Annotated in this window: 17 protein-coding genes and 1 pseudogene; 10 read left to right on the top strand and 8 right to left on the bottom strand. The window is 66.7% G+C overall.

Translation table 11 applies throughout. From position 1 onward, the window contains the following. Window positions 1–197: 197 nt before the first annotated feature. Both ACHWUQ_RS04750 and ACHWUQ_RS04745 read left to right on the top strand, forming a co-directional pair. Window positions 198–2,489 (top strand): FdhF/YdeP family oxidoreductase, encoded by a 2,292-nt coding sequence (locus ACHWUQ_RS04750; protein ID WP_394680479.1) that lies wholly within the window; start codon window positions 198–200, stop codon window positions 2,487–2,489. Beyond that, entirely contained in the window at window positions 2,489–2,776 is a 288-nt protein-coding gene (locus tag ACHWUQ_RS04745) for a hypothetical protein (RefSeq protein ID WP_394680478.1), read from the top strand. The genes ACHWUQ_RS04750 and ACHWUQ_RS04745 overlap by 1 nt, the downstream gene beginning before the upstream one ends. A gap of 42 nt (window positions 2,777–2,818) precedes the next feature. On the opposite strand, the gene ACHWUQ_RS04740 is transcribed toward ACHWUQ_RS04745, so the two are convergent. After that, window positions 2,819–3,844 (bottom strand): diguanylate cyclase domain-containing protein, encoded by a 1,026-nt coding sequence (locus ACHWUQ_RS04740; protein ID WP_394680477.1) that lies wholly within the window; start codon window positions 3,842–3,844, stop codon window positions 2,819–2,821. A gap of 197 nt (window positions 3,845–4,041) precedes the next feature. On the opposite strand from ACHWUQ_RS04740, the gene ACHWUQ_RS04735 reads away from it, so the two are divergent. The 4 genes from ACHWUQ_RS04735 (at window position 4,042) to ACHWUQ_RS04720 (ending at window position 9,026) form a co-directional block, all read left to right on the top strand. Then, complete coding sequence (locus tag ACHWUQ_RS04735; RefSeq protein WP_394680476.1) at window positions 4,042–6,558, top strand: ABC transporter permease; 2,517 nt, start codon at window positions 4,042–4,044, stop codon at window positions 6,556–6,558. Window positions 6,559–6,663: 105 nt separating this feature from the next. Continuing rightward, window positions 6,664–7,062 (top strand): group II truncated hemoglobin, encoded by a 399-nt coding sequence (locus ACHWUQ_RS04730; protein ID WP_239809213.1) that lies wholly within the window; start codon window positions 6,664–6,666, stop codon window positions 7,060–7,062. A gap of 212 nt (window positions 7,063–7,274) precedes the next feature. After that, complete coding sequence (locus ACHWUQ_RS04725; protein WP_394680475.1) at window positions 7,275–7,868, top strand: LemA family protein; 594 nt, start codon at window positions 7,275–7,277, stop codon at window positions 7,866–7,868. Between the two features lie 42 nt (window positions 7,869–7,910). Next, the gene (locus tag ACHWUQ_RS04720) at window positions 7,911–9,026 is read left to right on the top strand and encodes a M48 family metalloprotease (protein ID WP_394680474.1); all 1,116 of its coding nucleotides are present in this window, start codon (window positions 7,911–7,913) and stop codon (window positions 9,024–9,026) included. Window positions 9,027–9,195: 169 nt separating this feature from the next. On the opposite strand, the pseudogene ACHWUQ_RS04715 reads toward ACHWUQ_RS04720, so the two are convergent. Continuing rightward, window positions 9,196–9,855: pseudogene (locus ACHWUQ_RS04715) on the bottom strand (Smr/MutS family protein); the annotation flags it as partial. Beyond that, a complete protein-coding gene (gene radC / locus ACHWUQ_RS04710; protein ID WP_312453065.1) occupies window positions 9,852–10,559 on the bottom strand; it encodes a DNA repair protein RadC in 708 nt (235 codons plus the stop codon). The pseudogene ACHWUQ_RS04715 and the gene radC, both read right to left, overlap by 4 nt. A 263-nt stretch (window positions 10,560–10,822) precedes the next feature. On the opposite strand from radC, the gene ACHWUQ_RS04705 reads away from it, so the two are divergent. The 3 genes from ACHWUQ_RS04705 (at window position 10,823) to serS (ending at window position 13,727) form a co-directional block, all read left to right on the top strand. Next, window positions 10,823–11,308, top strand: coding sequence for a peptidylprolyl isomerase (locus ACHWUQ_RS04705; RefSeq protein WP_230775199.1), 486 nt, complete (start codon window positions 10,823–10,825; stop codon window positions 11,306–11,308). Between the two features lie 2 nt (window positions 11,309–11,310). Beyond that, window positions 11,311–12,294 (top strand): 4-hydroxy-3-methylbut-2-enyl diphosphate reductase, encoded by a 984-nt coding sequence (gene ispH / locus ACHWUQ_RS04700; protein ID WP_239809210.1) that lies wholly within the window; start codon window positions 11,311–11,313, stop codon window positions 12,292–12,294. Between the two features lie 116 nt (window positions 12,295–12,410). Beyond that, a complete protein-coding gene (gene serS, locus ACHWUQ_RS04695) occupies window positions 12,411–13,727 on the top strand; it encodes a serine--tRNA ligase (RefSeq protein WP_312413021.1) in 1,317 nt (438 codons plus the stop codon). Window positions 13,728–13,792: 65 nt separating this feature from the next. On the opposite strand, the gene ACHWUQ_RS04690 is transcribed toward serS, so the two are convergent. Continuing rightward, window positions 13,793–14,542: a type 1 glutamine amidotransferase gene (locus ACHWUQ_RS04690; protein WP_394680473.1), complete on the bottom strand. Its 750-nt coding sequence runs from the start codon at window positions 14,540–14,542 to the stop codon at window positions 13,793–13,795. A gap of 261 nt (window positions 14,543–14,803) precedes the next feature. On the opposite strand from ACHWUQ_RS04690, the gene yghU reads away from it, so the two are divergent. Beyond that, on the top strand, window positions 14,804–15,640 hold the full coding sequence (gene yghU / locus ACHWUQ_RS04685) for a glutathione-dependent disulfide-bond oxidoreductase (protein WP_394680472.1): 837 nt from the start codon (window positions 14,804–14,806) through the stop codon (window positions 15,638–15,640). A gap of 25 nt (window positions 15,641–15,665) precedes the next feature. Here yghU and ACHWUQ_RS04680 read toward each other — a convergent pair whose 3' ends face one another. The 4 genes from ACHWUQ_RS04680 to ACHWUQ_RS04665 all read right to left on the bottom strand — a co-directional run bounded on the left by ACHWUQ_RS04680 (window position 15,666) and on the right by ACHWUQ_RS04665 (window position 20,031). Then, complete coding sequence (locus tag ACHWUQ_RS04680) at window positions 15,666–16,169, bottom strand: hypothetical protein (RefSeq protein ID WP_394680471.1); 504 nt, start codon at window positions 16,167–16,169, stop codon at window positions 15,666–15,668. A gap of 100 nt (window positions 16,170–16,269) precedes the next feature. Next, window positions 16,270–17,184 (bottom strand): NAD(P)-dependent oxidoreductase, encoded by a 915-nt coding sequence (locus ACHWUQ_RS04675; RefSeq protein WP_312453103.1) that lies wholly within the window; start codon window positions 17,182–17,184, stop codon window positions 16,270–16,272. Between the two features lie 70 nt (window positions 17,185–17,254). Further along, window positions 17,255–18,148, bottom strand: a complete 894-nt coding sequence (locus tag ACHWUQ_RS04670) for a LysR family transcriptional regulator (RefSeq protein ID WP_394680470.1) — start codon at window positions 18,146–18,148, stop codon at window positions 17,255–17,257. Window positions 18,149–18,384: 236 nt separating this feature from the next. Further along, window positions 18,385–20,031, bottom strand: a complete 1,647-nt coding sequence (locus ACHWUQ_RS04665) for an ABC-F family ATP-binding cassette domain-containing protein (protein ID WP_394680469.1) — start codon at window positions 20,029–20,031, stop codon at window positions 18,385–18,387. Window positions 20,032–20,076: the final 45 nt, after the last annotated feature.

Here is a 20,076-nt window from a genome sequence, read left to right as displayed (position 1 = left end):
GCAAGCAAGGGCCAGCGCGCAGAAATCGCCCGATTTCACTCCAACCCGTAGGGACAGTGGTTTTGCGGGCGGTCTGCGTCGTGGCAAATCCTCGCAATAGCATGGCTATTGCTGCGGTATTGCGCCTCGCATCCCATCCCGCAAAACCACTGTCGCGGCGCGAGGAGATCGTAAACACGTTCTAACCAGCCTCTGCCATGCAAGAACAAAAAATCGCCTTCTACAAAGGCCCAGCCGGTGGCTGGGGTGCTTTGAACAGTGTCAAGAACACGCTGCTGCACCACGACATCGCCGTCAAGGGGGCCAAGACGCTGCTGTCGGCCAACCAGCCCGACGGCTTTGACTGCCCGGGCTGCGCCTGGCCCGACCGCAACCATGCCTCGACCTTCGAGTTCTGCGAGAACGGCGTCAAGGCCGTTGCGGCCGAGGCCACGGCCCGCCGTGCAGGCCCCGAGCTGTTTGCCCGCTACAGCGTGCGCGAGCTCGCCGAGCACAGCGATTTCTGGCTGGAGGACCAGGGCCGGCTGACGCACCCGATGGCCTACGATCCGGCCAGCGACCACTACCTGCCGATCGCCTGGGACGATGCCTTTGCACTGGTGGCCCGGCATCTGAACGCGCTGCCCAGCCCGGACCAGGCGGTGTTCTACACCTCGGGGCGGGCCAGCAACGAGGCAGCCTTCCTCTACCAGCTGTTTGTGCGCGAATACGGCACCAACAATTTCCCCGATTGCTCCAACATGTGCCACGAGCCCAGCGGCACGGCGATGCGCGAGCAGATCGGTGTGGGCAAGGGCACGGTGACCCTGGCGGATTTTGAAGAGGCCGATGCGATCTTCATCTTTGGCCAGAACCCGGGCACCAACCACCCGCGCATGCTCGGCGAGCTGCGCGAGGCGCACAAGCGCGGCGCGCGCATCGTCAGCTTCAATCCGTTGCGCGAACGCGGGCTGGAGCGCTTTGCCGATCCGCAGGACAAGCTGGAGATGGCGACCCTGGGCTCCACCCCCATCAGCACGCACTACTTTCAGCTGCGCGTGGGCGGCGACCTGGCAGCGCTGCGCGGCATGCTCAAGCATGTGCTGGAGCAGGAAGAGGCCCGGGGCGGTGTGCTGGACCATGGCTTTATCGCCGCGCACACCACCGGTTTTGAGGTGCTGGCGCAGAGCCTGCGCGAGGAAGACTGGGCGCTGCTGGCGCAAGAGTCGGGCCTGAGCGAAGCGCAGATGCGGGCCGCCGCCGATGTCTACTTGGGCGCGGACAAGGTGATTGCCTGCTGGGGCATGGGCATCACCCAGCATGCGCATTCGGTGGCGACCATCCAGATGATTCTGAACCTGTTGCTGCTGCGCGGCCATATCGGCCGGCCGGGAGCGGGGCCTTGCCCGGTGCGCGGCCACAGCAACGTGCAGGGCGACCGCAGCATGGGCATTTGGGAAAAGCCGCCTGCGGCGCTGCTGGACCGGCTGCAGGAGGTCTATGGCTTTGCGCCACCCCGCGCCCACGGCATGGACACGGTGGAGGCCATTGCCAGCATGCGCGACGGCCAGGCCCAGGTGTTTTTTGCGCTGGGGGGCAATTTTGCCGCCGCCACGCCCGATACCTATGAAACCTGGAAAGGCCTGCAGCGCTGCGCGCTGACCGTGCAGGTCACCACCAAGCTCAACCGCAGCCATGTGGTGCATGGCCGCCAGGCCTTGCTGCTGCCCTGCCTGGGCCGCACCGAGATCGACCTGCAAAACGGCCAGCCCCAGGGCGTGACGGTGGAGGATTCGATGAGCATGGTGCACTTGTCGATGGGCATGAACCCACCGGCCTCGGCGCATCTGCTGTCCGAGCCGGCGATTGTGGCGCGCCTGGCCCATGCCACCCTGGGCGCGCGCAGCCGGGTGGACTGGCTGGCGCTGGCCGCCGACTACGCGCTGATCCGCGACGAGATCGCCAAGGTCTTCCCCGACTTTGCCGACTTCAACCAGCGTGTGGCCGTGCCGGGTGGCTTTCGGCTGCGCAACACCGCCAGCGAGCGCATCTGGGTCACCGCCAATGGCAAGGCCAGCTTCCACGCCCATGCAGTGCCGGTGGATACCCCTGCGCACCGGGCGCGTGCGCGGCTGCGTGACCAGCGTGTGTTCACCCTGCTGACCACCCGCTCGCACGACCAGTACAACACCACCATCTATGGCATGGACGACCGCTACCGGGGCGTGTTTGGCCAGCGCCGCGTGGTCTTCATCCATGCCGATGACATCCGCGATCTGGGCCTGGCCGATGGCGACTGGGTCAATATCCGCACCGTTTGGGACGATGGCCAGCAGCGCTGTGTTGAGGGCTTCAAGCTGGTGGCCTATGACATTCCGCGCGGCAACCTGGCCGCCTACTACCCGGAGACCAACCCGCTGGTACCCTTGTCGGCCGTGGCTGCGCATGCGGGCACGCCCACCTCCAAATCCATTCCGGTGGTGCTGGAGCCTGGTCTGGCGCCGCAGTGATGGGGAGTTTGGGCGCCGCCGCTCCGGCCCTGTCGCCGCTGTCGCAGCGCTTGTTGCTGGCCTTGGCGCAGGAGCAGCAGGCCCGTGGCGGCCAGGCGGTTGCGCTGGTGCGCATTGCCAAATGCCTGGATGCCTCTGCCAGCAGCTTGCTGCGCGAGCTGGCCATGCTCAACCTGCTGCTGGAGCAGGCCCAGCAACCCGCCTGGGTGCAGGCGGAGGCCGTGGACGGGCGCTGGATGCTGGCCTTGACGGCGGCCGGCGCCGCAGCCGCAGCGCAGATCACCTAGGGCTGATCTGCACCCCAGGGTGGCTGGGCTGGTAGCTGGGAATCAGGCGGCGACCGGGTGGCGCGCTTTGCGGGCCTGCTTGGTCTGGTACATCGCCAGGTCGGCCTGCTGCAAGGCGGTGTCCGCATCGGTGCCCGGCGTGACGGCCACCAGGCCCACGCTGGCACCGGTGTAGTTCAGGCTCAGGCCCTGGCCCAGGCAGAGCGACTCGGCCCGGGTGCTGGCAAACAGGCGCGCCTGCGTCTCGCTGAGGGCTGGGGCCACGGATTCGTTCAGGTAGGGGCCCAGACCGGCAAAGACAAATTCATCACCGCCCTGGCGGGCAATCACGTCCGAGCCGCGCATGGCCTCGCGCATCTGGTCGGCCAGCAGCTGCAAAAAGCGGTCGCCCGCCTCATGGCCGTAGCCGTCGTTGATGGCCTTGAAGCCATCCATGTCGATCATGCCAACGAGCACATAGCGCTCCTGGCGGCGGGCAATGGCCTGCAGCTGGTCGAGCTGCTCGATCAGCGCGCGGCGGTTGGGCAGGCCGGTCAAAGCATCGGTGCGGGCCAGGCGCTGCAGCTCTTCGTTCTGCACCTGGATCTGCACCAGCAGCTGCTCACGCTCGACCTGCTGGCCCAGGATCTGGGCAAACAGGCGCATCACATCGCGGGTATCGGGTTGCAGCGGTTTGCGCGATGCGCTGGCGCCGCACAAGGTGCCATAGAGCACGCCATCGGACAGGTGCACTGGTGTGCTGGCATAGGTCTGGATGCCCAACGCCTGCGCGGCCTGCGAGTCGCCCCACACCTGGCTGACATCGTCGGTGTAGAGGCAGTTCTCATCGATGGCGCGCTTGCACAAGGTGTCTTCCCAAGGCACGTTCAGGTTCTCGGGGATCTGCAGGCTTTGGGTATTGCGCGCGAACAGCACCTGCTGGACGCGCTGGCCCAGATCGATGCGGGTGAGGTAGGTGGATTCCAGACTGGTGACTCTTTGCAGCATCTCCAGCAGGGGGCGTGTCAGCTCCTCCAGACTGCGAGCTTTGGCAAACGTCTGGCCCAATTGTGAAATCAAGGCTTGCATAGGGTTGGCTCGTTGAGAGAACGTTGTTTCATATCGTAACTCGCAATCGCCGTGTTGGGGATCGTCTCTTTCAATGGCGCCGTTGAGGGCCGTCTACGAAATCTCCGTTACCTGGGGGCGACTGGCTGCCAGCGCACGTCCCCGCGCGCAATTCCGGCCTGGGCTGGGGGTAAACGCGCATCAGTTATGTTTGCTGCATGAAACACAACTTTTTTGCGCTGGGCTGGCGCCAATTGCTGCGCGACTGGCGCGCCGGTGAGCTGCGCCTTTTGTTGGTGGCGGTGGCGTTGGCCGTGGCGGCGCTGACGTCCGTGAGCTTTTTCTCCGACCGCCTGCAGGCAGGGCTGCAGCGCGATGCCAGCCAGCTGCTGGGCGGCGATGTCGTGGTAGTGAGCGACAACCGCACACCAGCGGCTTTCAGCGACAAGGCCCAGGCGCTGGGGCTGCAGGGCGTCACGACGGTGACCTTTCCGACGATGGCCCGCGCGGACGATGCCGATGGCGGTGAATCCCGCCTCGTTGGCCTCAAGGCGGTGCAGGCCGGCTACCCGTTGCGCGGCAGCCTGCGCACGGCAGCGGCTGCCGGCCAGCCCGATAGCGCCACCCGCGACCTTCCGGCGCCGGGCGAAGTCTGGGTGGACCCGAGCTTGCTGGAGGCGCTGGCGCTCAAGACAGGATCGGTGCTGTGGCTCGGAGACAAGCGCTTCACGATTGGCCGGGTGCTGACGATCGAGCCGGACCGGGGGGCGGGATTTCTGGGCTTTTCTCCGCGCGTGATGCTGGACTGGAGCGACCTGGCTGCCACCGGTCTGGTGCAACCCGCCAGCCGTTTGCTGTACCGCTTTGCGGTGGCCGGTGAGCCCGCAGCAGCAGCGCAGTTTCTGCAATGGGCCGAGACCGAAGTGGCCCAGCCGCATACGCATGGCGTGCGCATCGAGTCGCTGCAAAGCGGCCGGCCCGAGATGGAGCAGACCCTGGAGCGGGCGCAGAAATTCCTGAACCTGGTGGCCTTGCTGGCCGCGCTGCTGTCGGCCGTGGCCGTGGCGCTGGCGGCGCGCACCTTTGCCAGTGCCCACCTCAACGGCGCGGCACTGCTGCGGGTGCTGGGCCTGGGCCAGCGCGCCATTGCCGGCGCCTATGTGGTCGAGTTCGTCATTGTCGGCCTGGCGGCCAGCCTGCTGGGCGTCGCGCTGGGCTATGCGATGCACTACCTGTTTGTCTGGCTGATGGCGGGCTTGCTGGCCGTGACCTTGCCCGCTGCCAGCGGCTGGCCCCTGGTGATGGGCGTGGGCATGGGCATGACCTTGCTGCTGGCCTTTGGCCTGCCACCGGTGCTGCAGCTGGCCCAGGTGCCACCGCTGCGCGTGCTGCGGCGTGACCTGGGTGCCCTGCGCCCGGCGTCGGCCTCGGTGCTGCTGCTGGGGGTGCTGGGTTTTGCGGCCCTGCTGCTGCTGGTCAGTGGCGATGCCAAGCTCGGCGGCATTGCGGTCGGTGGTTTTGCGATGGCCATCGTCCTGTTTGGCCTGCTCAGCGCGGCGGCGATTGCGCTGCTGCGCCGTGGGGTGAACGAGCGCACGGCGCCACGCTGGCTGTTGCTGGCCACCCGCCAGGTGGCCGCCCGGCCCTGGTTTGCCGTGGTCCAGGTCAGCAGCCTGGCCGTCGGCCTGATGGCCTTGGTGCTGCTGGTGCTGCTGCGCACCGACCTGATCCAGACCTGGCGGCAGACGACGCCGCCCGATGCAATGAACCGCTTTGTCATCAACATCCTGCCGGACCAGGCCGACGCCTTCCAGCAGCGGCTGCGCCAGGCCGGCATCGACAAATGGGACTGGTACCCGATGGTGCGCGGCCGCCTCATCCAGATCAATGGCAGGGACGTGGGCCCGGGCGACTACAGCGAAGACCGCGCCAAGCGCCTGGTCGACCGCGAGTTCAACATCTCACACAGCGATGTGCTGCAGGAGCACAACCAGATCGTGCAGGGCCGGTGGACGCCGGGCGAGGCGGGGGGCGTCAGTGTCGAAGAAGGTATTGCCGAAACGCTGGGCCTGAAAATCGGCGACCGCCTGCTGTTTGACATGGGCGGCGTGCAGCACGAGAGCAGGATCACCAGCCTGCGCAAGGTGGACTGGGGATCGATGCGCGCGAACTTCTTCGTGATGTACCCGGTCGCGAAGATGGATGATGTCGCCGTGACCTACCTGGCCGCCTACCGCGCGCCAGACGCCCCGGGCTTTGACAATGCGCTGGTGCGCGAGTTTCCCAACATCACCAACGTCGACCTGCGCGCCACCGTGGCCCAGCTCCAGCAGGTGCTCGGCCAGGTCATCCGCGCGGTGGAGTTCCTGTTCGGATTCACGCTGGCCGCAGGCCTGGTGGTGCTGTTTGCCGCGATCACCGCGACGCGCGAGGAGCGCGCCCGTGAGTACGCGATCATGCGGGCCGTGGGCGCACGCAGCCAGTTGCTGCAGCAGGTGCAACGGGCCGAGCTGGCCGGCGTCGGGCTGCTGGCCGGTGTGCTGGCCAGCGTGGTGGCCATGGCCATCGGCTGGGCGCTGGCCCGGTTCGTGTTCGACTTTGTCTGGGTGCCACGCTGGTGGGTGCCGCTGGCCGGCGGTGTCAGCGGTGCGTTGCTGGCGCTGGTGGCCGGCTGGTGGGGCCTGCGCGAGGTGCTGCGCCGCCCGGTCGTCGTGACCTTGCGCGAGGCCGTGTGACGCCGTCCAAAAGCGGTAATATCGCGGGCCCGGTAGCACGGGCGCTGTGCTGGCACAGCGCCCGCTCCCCCGATGGTCTGCCCCCGTGTACCCTGAGAGCCCGTTATGCAAATCGAAGAAAAACCCCCCTTTGACACCCCGTTCGAATGGATCGGTGGCGAGGAAAAAGTGCGGGCGCTGGTGGACCGCTTCTATGACCTGATGGACCTGGAGCCCGGCTACCAGGAACTGCGCCAGGCCCATGGCAGCAGCCTGCAGGATGCGCGCGACAAGCTGTTCTGGTTTCTCTGCGGCTGGCTGGGCGGCCCTGACCACTACCAGCAGCGCTTTGGCCACCCGCGCCTGCGCATGCGCCATATGCCGTTCTCGATCGGCATCCTGGAGCGCGACCAGTGGCTGGCCTGCATGGACCAGGCCATGGGCGATGTCGGGGTGGACGAGAAACTGCGCAGCCGCCTGGGCCAGAGCTTTTTCCAGACCGCCGACTGGATGCGCAACCGCTGACAAGGCCCGCTCCCCCGCGATGCCTGCGCGGGTGGGTGCTGATCCCCGCGCTGTGGCGGCGAGCCCGCAGCCCAATACCTGATTTCTTGACATCTGTCATGCAGAAGGTTCACAAAATGCAACGGCCACCCTGGTTTGCATTCCCTATTGGGGCCCGGCGACGCTTTGGCCCATAATCAGGCCACTAAAAACAATGAGGGTGGATGAGGGTTATGAATACCAATTTGATGGTGGTCTCGGCGCTGGCCGCCGCCGTGCTGATCTGGGGCGTGCTGGTCTACAACCGCTTGATGACCTTGCGCAACCGCACCAGCAATGCGCTGGCGCAGATCGATGTGCAGCTCAAGCGGCGCTATGACCTGGTGCCCAACCTGGTGGCGGTGGCCAAGAAATACCTGGAGCACGAGTCCCAGACCTTGGAGGCGGTGATCCGCGCGCGCGGCCAGGCCCAGGCAGCGGCCAGTGCGCTGCGTGCCGCGCCCGGCAAGCCCGAGGTGGCCGAGGCGATGGTGGCTGCGGAGGGCGCGCTGGGGGGCGCGCTGGGCCGGCTGATGGTGCTGACCGAGAGCTATCCCGATCTGAAGGCCGATGACACGATGCGCTCGCTGAGCGAAGAGCTGGGCAGCACCGAAAACCGCATCGGCTATGCGCGCCAGGCCTATAACGACCAGGTGCTGGAATTCAACAACGCCTCCCGTGCCTTCCCGGCGATTGTCGTGGCCTCGATCCTCGGCTTCCATGCGATGCCGATGCTGCAGTCGACGCAAAGCGCCCAGGAACGCGAAGCCGTTCGTGTGCAGTTCTAAGGGCCATGGCCCGGTGCGCTGCCAAGCCGTAGCCGCCACCGCATGAAATTCTGGGATTTCCAAACCAGCGCAAGGCGCCGCACCTGGGGCCTGCTGGCCGCCTTTGCGCTGCTGGTGCTGGGCATTGCCGTGGGTGTGCACCTGGTGCTGGCGCTGGTGTTCTGGACGCCTGCGCTGGTGGCGGTGGCTTTCAGCCCACTGCGGCTGGAGCAGGTGGCGGTGCACTACCCGGCCGGTTTTCTGGCCACCAATATCGGCATTGTCACGTTGATGGTACTGGGCGGCGCCTGGATCAAGCGCAGCAACCTGCGCCAGGGCGGGCTGCACCTGGCCAGGCAACTGGGCGCGCGGGCGCTGCGCCCCTCGGTATCGCATGCCGAGCAGCAGTACCAGAACATCATTGACGAGCTTTGCATTGCCGCCGGCGCCCGGCGTCCCCAGGCCATGGTGCTGCCGCGTGACCTGTCATTGAACGCCTTTGCCGCCGCCTGGGAGGCCGAGGATGCGGTGATCGTCGTGTCGATGGGCGCGCTGGAGTACCTCAGCCGCGATGAGCTTCAGGCGGTAGTGGCGCATGAGCTGTCCCATCTGCACGAGGGCGATACCCGGCTCAACATGGAGTTGGCCGGCTATGTGTTCGGGCTGGAGATGCTGTTCAACTACGGGCGCGATTGGGTCGAGCGCGGCGTGTCGCTGTTTGGCAGGCCGTTGATGGCCGTAGGCTGGCTGGGCTGGTTGGCGGCGCAGGCGCTCAAGGCGGCGGTATCGCGCCAGCGCGAGTACCTGGCCGATGCCCGGGCCGTGCAGTGGACGCGCAACCCCGATGGCCTGGGCCGCGTACTGCGCAAGGCGCTGTGGCAGCAGGACTACCCGATGCAGGCCGGTGCGCTGCAATCCCGGGGCGGGGCAGCCGGCGCCTATGCGCCGCTGGTGGAGCACATGCTGCTGGTGGAGGTGCACAGCACCGAAGAGATGCACGACTTCTGGCACCTGGGCGGCGCGCGCTGGCTGGCCAGCCATCCCCGCCTGGAAGAGCGCATCGCCCGCATCTATGGCGAAGAAGATGCGCGCGAGGCGCTGCCGCTGCAGGACCCGGACAAGCGCTGGGTGAACCCCTTCACGGCCCCTTTGCCGCTGGGCAAGCCCGAGGCATCCTGAAAACGCGCGGTCAGCGCTTGGGCTTGGCGCTGCGGTACTGCGCCGCCCAGGATGCCACCTGCTGGGCCACCGGGTCGGGGGCGGGCACGGCGGCGGCCTGCCCGGCCAGCGCCTGCATCTCCAGCAGCGCATCGGCCACGTTGACGGCACTGGCCGTCATCGTGGCGGCACGCAGCAGCACCACCAGTGCGCCGGCGCCGCCTTCGGCCGGGCGCGCCTGCACAAAGGCCAGCACCTCGTTTTTTTGCACCAGCCAGCTGTGCACCCGGCCTTTGAGCACCGGCATGCGCCCGGGCGAGCCCAGGCCCTTGCCATGCACCACGCGCACGCAGCGCAGCCCCTGGCGTTGGGACTGGCGTATAAACGTACCCAGCGCCTGGCGCGCCTCGTCGGTGCGCAGACCATGCAGATCGATCTGGCGCTGGATGGTCCAGTGCCCGGCACGCAGCTTGTGGACCACATCGCGGCCAATGCCTTTGCGTCTGAAGCTCAGCTGGTCATCGGTATCGAGCAGGGTGCTGGCGTCGAACTCGTCGCTCATCGCTTCGAGCAGCACGCGTTTTTCATCAGCCCAGTGCTGCAGCGGCAGCGGATCGGGCAGCGCCATCTCGGCGTGGATCTGGCCACTGCTGGGCAGCGGGCGCACGGCGCCCACGGTCTGCCGGAACAGCAGGCGGTCGCGTTCGGTCTGGCGCAGCGCCTGTTGGCGGGCGGCTTCCTGCAACTGGCGCTGGGCCGCCTGCTCGGCCTGCAAGGCCGTTAGCGCCTTGCGCAGCTGCTTGAGCTCGCGCAACGATGAAGCGCCTCGGGCTTTGTCCTGTTTACTCACATCTCACCTTCCTCGGCCATCGACAGTGCAGCCCCGGGGCCCACAATGATATGGTCCAGCACACGCACATCGACCAGGGACAGGGCGGCCCGCAGGCTCTGCGTCAGTTGCCTGTCCGCCTGGCTGGGTGTGACCTGGCCGCTGGGGTGATTGTGCGCCAATATGACGGCGCCAGCGTGGTGGTGCAACGCCCGTATGACCACTTCGCGGGGGTAGACGCAGGCCTGGCCCAGGGTGCCCCGGAACAATTCCTCCAGCGCAATCAGCTGGTGCTGGCTGTCGAGAAACAGCACGGCAAACACCTCATGCTGCTTGTGGGCCAGGTGCAGCTGCACATAGGCTTTGACGGTGGCGGCACTGTCCAGCAGCCGGCGTTGTTGCAACTGCTGGGCCATCGCGCGGCGGGCCAGCTCCAGCACCGCGATCAGTTCAGCGCGCTTGGCAGGTCCCAGGCCCTTGACCTGGGAGAGCTCGGCGCTGCTGGCCTGCAGCAGGCCATTGATGCCGCCAAAGCTGCCAACACTGCCAAGAGCATCGGGCTGGCGCGGCGCCAGCAGCTCGGCCGCCCATTGCAGCACGCTTTTGCCGGCCATGCCGGTGCGCAGCAGGATGGCCAGCAGCTCGGCATCGGTGAGCGTGCCGGCACCTTTGGCGAGCAGTTTCTCGCGCGGCTGGCAGTCGGCGGGGAGGTCTTTGAGGGGCATGCAGTCCTTTCAATCGGGCTGGCCTGGCCCCGGGGGCGCGCCAGACGGGCGGGGCAGGGGTGGGGCATGCCATGCGCAGGCAGGGGCAAGGCAGCAACGATGGGTGTTCATGGGCACTCCTGGCGGTTCGCTGTCGGCCGGTGGCCTTTTGTCCGGGCAAAACTCCCCATTGGGTCGGGTTCTGCCGGGCATCTTTTGATATAGGTTGCATGCAGGGGTTTCACCCTACAACCTACAATACACCCCAGTTTATAGGGATTTGCATGACTACTCCGATGGCCCCCGTGACGCCGCTGCCTGTTGATGCGCCAGTGGTACAACCCGGATCGTTTCTGACCTTGCACTACCGCCTGGCTGGCCCGGCGGGCGATGTGATCAACACCTTTGAAGGCAAGCCCGCGACCCTGTCGCTGGGCATGGGCGAGCTCTCGCCTGCGGTCGAAAACCTGCTGCTGGGTCTGCCCGAGGGCACGCATGCGACTTTCCACGTGCCCGCTGGCGAGGCCTTTGGCGAGCGCAACCCCGAGATGGTGCAATGGGTGGCACGGCGCCTGCTCAATGAGCTGGGCGATCCGATGGAGCAGTACACGCTGGGCGATGTGGTGCAGTTCCCCACGCCTGATGGTGCCAGCACCTACGCCGGTGTGGCGATGCAGGTGCGCGACGATGGCGCCGTGCAATTCGACTTCAACCACCCGCTGGCCAGCCAGCCGGTGACCTTTGAAGTCCAGCTGATCGGAGTGCTCTGAGCATGTTGCGGCCCCAGGAAATCGTATTGGCTGAGCCGCGCGGCTTTTGCGCCGGTGTGGACCGGGCGATCGAGATCGTCGAGCGCGCGATCGAAAAGTTTGGCGCGCCCATCTATGTGCGCCACGAGATCGTGCACAACACCTATGTGGTCAACGACCTCAAGTCCAAGGGTGCGATCTTCATCGAAGAGCTCGATGATGTGCCCCCGGGCGCGACCTTGATCTTCTCGGCCCATGGCGTGAGCAAGGCCGTGCAGCTGGAGGCCGAGCGCCGCGGTTTCAGCATCTTCGATGCCACCTGCCCGCTGGTGACCAAGGTCCATGTGGAAGTGGCCAAGCTGGCCAAGGAGGGTTATGAGTTCATCATGATCGGCCACAAGGGGCATCCCGAGGTCGAGGGCACGATGGGCCAGCTGTCCGAAGGTATCCACCTGGTCGAAGAAGTCGGCGATGTGGCCCATGTCAACCCCGGCCAGACCGACAAACTGGCGGTGGTGACGCAGACCACGCTGAGTGTGGACGATGCCGCCGAGATCACTGCGGCCGTCAAGCGGCGCTTTCCGCAGATCCGCGAGCCCAAGCAGCAGGACATTTGCTACGCGACGCAGAACCGCCAGGATGCCGTCAAGGTGATGAGCAGCCAGGTGGATCTCGTCATCGTCGTGGGCAGCCCCACCAGCTCCAACAGCAACCGCCTGCGCGAGCTGGCCGTCAAGCTGGGCACGCCGGGCTATATGGTGGACAACGCCGACGAGCTCAAGCCCGAATGGTTTGACGGCATCGCCCGCGTGGGCCTGACTGCAGGCGCCTCGGCCCCCGAGGTGCTGGTCAAGCAGGTGATCGAGCGCATCAAGGTGCTGGGTGCCACATCAGTGCGCAAGATGGATGGCATCGAGGAGACGGTGAAATTTCCGCTGCCCAAGGGCTTGAAAATCGATGTCGGCGGGCTGGAGATTTCTGCACGATCTCCGGAGACGGGTCGCTGAACAAGGCCTGGTGGCCTGGCGGCTCGTCCACTTCCCTTTGATCGCGGTGGGCGGCGCCCACCTCACCCCCCTTTCATGGGCAGGCCTCGGCGCTGCCCCACCCCAAGAGGTTATTCATGCTTGATATTTTGTTGCTTCGCAAAGACCTGGATTCGGTCATCGCCCGCTTGCAGACCCGCAAGAGCCCCCAGCAGTTTCTGAATGTCGAGGCCTTCAAGGCGCTGGAAGCCGAGCGCAAGACCATCCAGACCCGCACCGAAGAGCTGCAGGCCAAGCGCAACCAGCTGTCCAAGCAAATCGGCATGCTGATGGGCAAGGGCGAGAAGGACGCTGCCGAAGCCGCCAAGGCCGATGTGGCCGCGATGAAGACCGAGCTGGAGCAGTCGGCCACGCGCCTGGATGAACTGCAGGCCGAGCTGCAGGCGATGCTGGTGGCCGTGCCCAACCTGCCGCACGAGAGCGTGCCGGTGGGTGAGGACGAATCGGCCAATGTTGAAGTGCGCCGCTGGGGCACGCCCCGCAGCTTTGATTTCGAGATCAAGGACCATGTCGATGTGGGCACGCCACTGGGTCTGGACTTTGAGGCCGGTGTCAAGCTGACCGGCTCGCGCTTCACGGTGATGAAGGGCCCGATCGCCCGCCTGCACCGCGCGCTGGCGCAGTTCATGATCGACCTGCAGACCGAGCAGCATGGCTACACCGAGTGCTATGTGCCCTATATCGTCAACAGCGACTCGCTCAAGGGCACGGGCCAGCTGCCCAAGTTCGAGCAGGACCTGTTCGCCGCCAACAAGGGCGGCCAGGATGCCGAGCCGGTGCCCGACACCGCAGCGCTCTACCTGATCCCGACCTCGGAAGTGCCGCTCACCAACCTGGTGCGCGACGAAGTGCTGAGCGAAGACCAGCTGCCGATCAAGCTGACGGCCCACAGCCCCTGCTTCCGCTCGGAAGCGGGCTCGGCCGGCCGCGACACGCGCGGTCTGATCCGCCAGCACCAGTTCGACAAGGTCGAGATGGTGCAGGTGGTGCACCCGGACAAGAGCTACGAGGCGCTGGAAGAGATGACGCGCCATGCCGAAGATGTGCTGCAGCGCCTGGGCTTGCCGTACCGCGTGCTGGCACTGTCGACCGGTGACATGGGCTTTGGCGCTGCCAAGACCTATGACCTCGAAGTCTGGCTGCCCGCGCAGAACACCTACCGCGAAATCAGCTCGGTCAGCAACTGCGAAGCCTTCCAGGCCCGCCGCATGCAGGCCCGCTTCAAGAACGCGCAAGGCAAAAACGAGCTGGTCCACACCTTGAACGGCTCGGGCCTGGCCGTGGGCCGCACCTTGGTGGCCGTGCTGGAAAACTACCAGAACGCCGACGGCTCGGTGACCGTGCCCGAAGCGCTGCAACCCTACCTGGGCGGCGTGGCCGTGCTGAAGGTCTAAGCGTTCAGGCCCTGCGTTCTACCAAGCCGGTGCAGCGATGCACCGGCTTTTTTGTTGCTGCCGCCTCATGCCAGCGCCAGGCGCGCCTCTCCCCAGACGGGCAGGTAGAACAGGCGTGGGCGCGGCAGCTGGGCCGTCCAGGCGCTGTAGGTGCGCGCGGCGATCTGGTGCAGCTGGCGGATATGCCAGGGCAATTGCGCCAGGATCTGCGCCCGGCTTTGCACGGCAGGGCCTGCAGCGCTGCGCAGCTCGGGCGCGCCTTCATCGCACCAGTCGCGCACGCTCTGGGCGGTGACCTCCAGATGGCCCTGGAAAGCCCAGTGCGGCCCATGCAAAAAGCCCTTGTTCAGGCAGTGGCGGCCGTACATGCTGCGGCTGGCGCCGTGCGGAATCTCAAAGCTGTCGTAGTGCCAGTTGAAGAGGGTGGCCTCGGCGGGCAGGTCCATGCAGGCCTGCGCGTCGGGGGTGATCCAGACACGGCTCCAGCCGATATTGGCGCAGGGGTTGCGCCATACGCGGGCCCCCATCGCGCGGGCCAGCATCTGCGCGCCAAAGCAGTGGCCGAGCACGGGCACCTCCGCCGCCAGGGCGCTTTGCAGCAGGCAGCGTTCCTGCTCGATCCAGCGCAACTGCTCATTGGCACAGTGGTTGCTGCCGAGCACGACGATGCCCCGGTAGTCGCGCGCCCGCATGGCCGCGATGCCCTTGTCGCAGGGCGTGATCAATGCATAGGGGATGCCTTGCTGCTGCAGGTGCGCGAGCAGCACGCCCGGGCCCTGCGAGGTTTCATGCTGGAGGATGGCGACAGGTTTCATGGAGGCTGGCTTGCGCTTCAAGCCCTGGGTGGAGAGGCCCCCACTGTAGAAAGCCCGGCATTGAGCGCATGTCTAGACTGTGCGGCCCGCCATCAAGATGGCATCAAGCTGCTGCCAACCTGCGTTGTGGTCTTTCACGGCGCCGCTGCAGTGCGCCGGGCTCCTCTCTATGATCGGCAGCAGGTGGCCCCCAGCACGCGCCAGCACCCTGCCGGGCCGCAGCGATGGGCCCCAGCCATGTACAGAAAGCTGAGGTAAAGCATGTCGGATCAACCGTACCAACCGCCCAAGGTCTGGACCTGGGACAAAGGCAATGGAGGCGCCTTCGCCCATATCAACCGCCCCGAAGCGGGCGCCACGCACGACAAGGTACTGCCGGTGGGTGAGCACCCCTTGCAGCTGTATTCGCTGGGAACGCCCAATGGCGTCAAGGTGACGATCATGCTCGAAGAGCTGCTGGAGCTGGGCATTGCCGAGGCCGAGTACGACGCCTGGCTGATCAATATCGGCGAGGGCGACCAGTTTGGCAGCGGCTTTGTCGAGGTCAACCCGAACTCCAAGATCCCCGCGCTGCTGGACCGCAGTGGCAGCACGCCCGTGCGGGTGTTCGAGTCGGGCTCCATCCTGCTGCACCTGGCCGAGAAGTTTGGCCAGTTCCTGCCCAAGGAGGCAGCGGCCCGCACCGAGGTGCTGAACTGGCTGTTCTGGCAGGTGGGCAGCGCGGCATTTCTGGGCGGCGGCTTTGGCCACTTCTATGCCTATGCGCCCGAGAAGATGGCCTACCCGATCAACCGCTATGCGATGGAAGTCAAGCGCCAGCTCGATGTGCTCGACCGCCAGCTCGCCGAGCACCGCTTTATCGCTGGACAGGTCTACAGCATTGCCGACATGGCTGCCTGGCCCTGGTATGGCGCGCTGCTGAACAACGAGGTCTACAACGCGGCCGAGTTCCTGGATGTCCAGTCCTACCAGCATGTGCGCCGCTGGACCGATGAGATCGCGCAGCGCCCTGCGGTGCAACGCGGCAAGCGGGTCAACAAGGTGCGCGGCAGCTCGCCGATGCCTGAGCGGCACAGCGCGGCGGATTTTCTGCGCTGATCACCCTGCTGGCGGGCTGGGCCGATCAGGCCCGCCAGAAATACCAACCCGCCAGCACCAGGACCAGCACCACCACGAAGACCGCCGTCCAGGCACCCGAGCTTTGCACCCGGCCGGGCTCATGGCCGGGTTCCATCCAGGCGGCCGCATCCGCGGGTGCGGATGCTGGATGGCTGGGGCTATTGGAGGTGTCGGGGGTGTGGGGCAAACGGGCTTCCACCTGCCACTGCTGCGGGTCGCCGGATTCAATGCGGTCCTTGGCGTCCTTCAGGCCGATGCCGGTCGCATCCTTGAGCAGCTTGATGGCGACGATCTTGTCGCCCCGGGCCAAGGCCGTCTCGATGGAGGTGCGCAGCGCCTCCCCCTCGCGTGGCGGCTCCAGCCCATCGTCGCCATCCAGCTGTGATTCCAGCGCCTGCTTGGCTTCTGCCAGGCCCATGCCGGTTTCTTCGCGCAGGCGCTTGATCGCGGCAATCTTGTCGTTGTTGCGCCAGAGCGACGCGATATGGGCAGGGATGGGAGCGGACATGGGCAAGGCTGCGAATGGTGAAGCAGCAGCCTTTGTACCCCGTTTGCGCCGCTGTGCTTATAGGACGGAGGCTGACATTACAGCCTCCCGGACCAGTGACTCAACCCGGTGTCCAACCCTTGGGCACGCGCGGCTTGTCAATGCCCGCCAGGCCGCAGAGCACATCGGCCATGCCGGAGAAATCGAGGCCGCCGTGCTGGCTGGCGCGGGCGAGGCTGTACGACTCATGCACCGCAGCGGCCACCGGCATCGGCACCTTGCTCGCATGGGCGGCGGCGATGACCAGCGACATGTCCTTGTGGGCCAGGTCGATCGTGAAGCCCGGCGTGGTGTCGCCCAGCAGCACCTTGTTGGCAAAGTTCATGCGCAGCTGGCCATTGGTGGCTGAGGTGCCCAGCAGCACCTGCAAGGTCTTGCCGATGTCCAGGCCAAAGCGCTGCGACAACGCCAGCGCCTCGGCATTCACCTGGGTCAGGGTGACGGCCAGGTAGTTGTTGACCAGCTTGGTGCGCCCGCCCGTGCCCACCGGGCCGCAGTGGTGGGTGGTGGTGCCCATCGCGTTCAGCAGGGGTTGCACGCGGGCCAGGTCGGCATCGCTGGCGCCGACCATGAAGAGCGATTCGCCCCGGTCGGCATGTTCGGCCAGCCGGCCCACCGGCGCATCCACCATCGACAGGCCCTTGGCAGCGGCCTGCTGCGCCAGCCGGTCGGTGGCCAGCGGATCGATGGTGCTCATGTCCATCAGGATGCTGCCGGGCTGGGCATGTGCAAAGATGCCGCCCTCGCCCAGCGCCGTTTGCTCCACCTCCACCGACGAGGGCAGCATCGTGACGATGATGCTGCAGTCGCGCGCCAGTTCGGGCACCTGGGCACTTTGCGCACCCATCGCGACCAGGTCCTTGACGGCCGTCTGGTTCAGGTCATGGACGACCAGTGCGAAACCCTTCTTGACGAGGTTGGCAGCCATGGGCTTGCCCATGCGGCCCAGGCCGATAAAACCGATCTTGTCTGCCATGCATGTCTCCTTGTTGGTATCCATCCATGATGGCAGGCGCGGGGCCCTGGCCCCTGTCAAACACAGGACATCAGCCCGGCAGCGCAAAGGCGGCCAGCACCGCCAGCACCGCAGCGGCTGCCGGGTTGTGGCTGCCATCGCGGCGGTGGGCCACGGCCATCGGGCGCATCAGGCGGGGCCAGAGATGGCGCACCTGCACGCCGGGCAGCTGCAGCTGGTCTTCGACCTCTTCGAGCGGCAGGATGACCGCGCTCTGGCTGGCGGCGGCCAGGCTTTTGAGGGCGCCGGGGTAGCTCAGGGTCAGAAAAGGCCGGGGGTGGTGGCCGGCCTGCCCGAACCAGCCGGCGATCAGCCCATGCATTTGTGTGGCTGGTGCAAACGAGGCCCAGCGCTTGCCGGCCAGCCAGTCCGGCGTTACCCGCTTGGGCGCTTTCCAGGATGCCGGCAGCAGCACCACCATCGGGTCATTGCGCCAAGGTGTCAGTACAATCTCGGCGCTGCTGGGCTGGGGGCTGGCCACAATGGCCACATCCAGCGAGCCGGCACGCAGGCGCTGCATCGCATCGGCCGAGCCCACCGCTTCGAGCTTGACTTCCACCCCCGGGCTGCGGCTGCTCAGTTGCTCCAGCATCATCGGCAGCAAGCGGGTGCTGACCCCTGCCGACACGCCCACCTTGACCAGGCCTTCGCGGCCGCTGGCGCGGCGCTGCACCAGGTCGATCAGCTCATCGCTGGCGTCGAGCAGCTTGCGGCCATGGGCCACCAGCAGCTCGCCCGCTGCTGTGAGCACCGCCTGGCGCCGGCCGCGCACCAGCAAGGCCGTGTCCATGCGCGTTTCCAGCTCCTTGATATGAAGGCTGATGGCCGGTGGCGACAGGTGCAGCGCCTGCGCTGCCGCCGCAAAGGTGCCCAGGTCGGCAATGGCGACCAGGGTCTGCACCTGGTCGAGGTTGAGGTTGCGCATCAGTTTTTCTGAAGTGAATGCATAGGAAATTCAACTTTACAGAAGTCTGGCCGGCGCCGAGCATCGGTGGCCATGCAAAACCCTCGACCACTGCCTGAACCCTTGCCCCATCCGCCACCGCCAGCGGCCCCGCTGCCGCGCAGCTGGCTGGCCCGGCGCTGGCATGGCTGGCTGAATCTATGCCATCGCGCCGAGCGCCGCATCAGCGAGAACTTCCGGGTACCACCAGGCGGAGGCTAGGACTGCGTACCGCTTCTCCATGGCGCCAACTCCCAGCGGTCACCGTCGAATGCCAGCCGGTGCGTCAAGGCCAGCGCATCGAGCAGCGCCTCATCGTGCGAGACGACGACCAGGCAGCCAGGGTAGCTGCGCAGCATCTGCTCCAGCGCTTGCAGCGCCGGCAGGTCCAGGTGGTTGTCGGGCTCGTCCAGCAGCAGCAGCTGCGCGGGCGCATCGCGGTACAGCGCGCAGGCCATGGCGGCTTTGAGCTGCTCGCCGCCGCTCAGCTCGCCGCTGGGCTGCAGAATGCAGCGCGCATCCAGCCCCAGCTGCGCCAGGCGCATGCGCAGTACGCCTTCCGGCGTCTGCTGGTTGCCTTGCTGCAGCTGGGCCAGCAGGCTGCGCGCGGGGTCGAGCAGGCTTTGCTGCTGGTCCAGCATGGCCCAGGGCACATGCAGCTGGCGCTGGCCTGCATTTGGCGCCAGCTGGCCGGCGAGGATCTGCAGCAGGCTGCTTTTGCCGCAGCCGTTGGGCCCGGTGATGGCCAGGCGCTGGCCTGCACGCAGCTGCAGGTTCAGCGGCTGCCTGCCCGCCAGGCGGGGGGACTGCAGGTCCTGCAGCTCGGCGACGAGGGCATCGCTGCTGCGGCCTTGCTCAAAGGCCTCGGGCGGCAGCTGCCAGTGGATGGGGCCGGCCTGCCAGTCGATCGCCTGCGCCGCTTCGCTGACGCGGGCGTTCAAGGCATCGCGGGCAGCGGCATGCTGGGCTACGAGCTTGCCCGAGCTGGCCTCGGCGCGCTGCTTGGCACGGCCCAGCAGGATCTTGGCCTGGTTGGCCTGCTTGCCCTGTTGGTGGCCTCTGGCCTGTTTGCGTTGCTGGCGCTCCTGCTGGCCCTGCAGCGCATGCTCGCTGCGCTTGCGCTCCTGCTTGCTGCGGGCCAGCGCATCCGCCGCATGCTGCGCGCGCTGCTGCTGCGCCTGCTGGTAGCCGCCAAAGGAGCCGCTGTACATGCGCAGCCCCTGGCTGCTCAGCTCGGCGATCACCTCCATCTGGGCGAGCAGACGCCGGTCATGGCTGATCAGCAGCAGGCCGCCGGGCCAGTGCTGCAGGCGCTGCGCCAGTGCGGCGCGGCCAGCGGCATCCAGGTGGTTGCTGGGCTCGTCCAGAATCAGAAAATCGGCCTGGGCCAGTTGCGCGCCCAACAGCGCCACGCGCATCGCCTGGCCGCCGCTCAAGGTGTGGGCCGGGGTCTCGGCGGGCAGCGCGGGCAAGCCGCTGTCCTGCAGCAGGGTCTGGAACTGCTGGCGCAGATCCCAGCGCTCGGCCAGCAGCGCAAAGTCCTGCGGGTCGCTGCTGCCTTGCTCGATGCGATCCAAAGCGGCCAGCGCAGGCGCCAGGCCGGCCAGCTCGGCAATGCTTTGCGCGGGGTGCTGCACCAGCAGGTCCTGCGCCAGGTAATGGATGCGGCCTGCACGGCTGATGCGGCCGCTGGTGGGCTCCAGCGCGCCAGCCAGCAGCTGGGCCAGCACCGTTTTGCCCACGCCATTGCGGCCGACCAGCGCGGTGTGCTGGCGGTCAAAGCGGGCGTGGAGATCGGAGAAAAGCTGCCGGCCTTGCGGCAGCGAATAGGAGACGCCATGCAGCGTCAAATGCGTGTCTGTCATACCACCCGTGCGATTCATCGATGCCGAACATCCCCGAGCCATGGC

Origin of the sequence: uncultured Comamonas sp., assembly GCF_964277875.1 — a bacterium.
GTDB classification, from domain to species: domain Bacteria; phylum Pseudomonadota; class Gammaproteobacteria; order Burkholderiales; family Burkholderiaceae_C; genus Comamonas; species Comamonas sediminis.
Note: the sequence above shows the minus strand (reverse complement) of the source record. Positions and strands in the feature narration are given on the sequence as shown.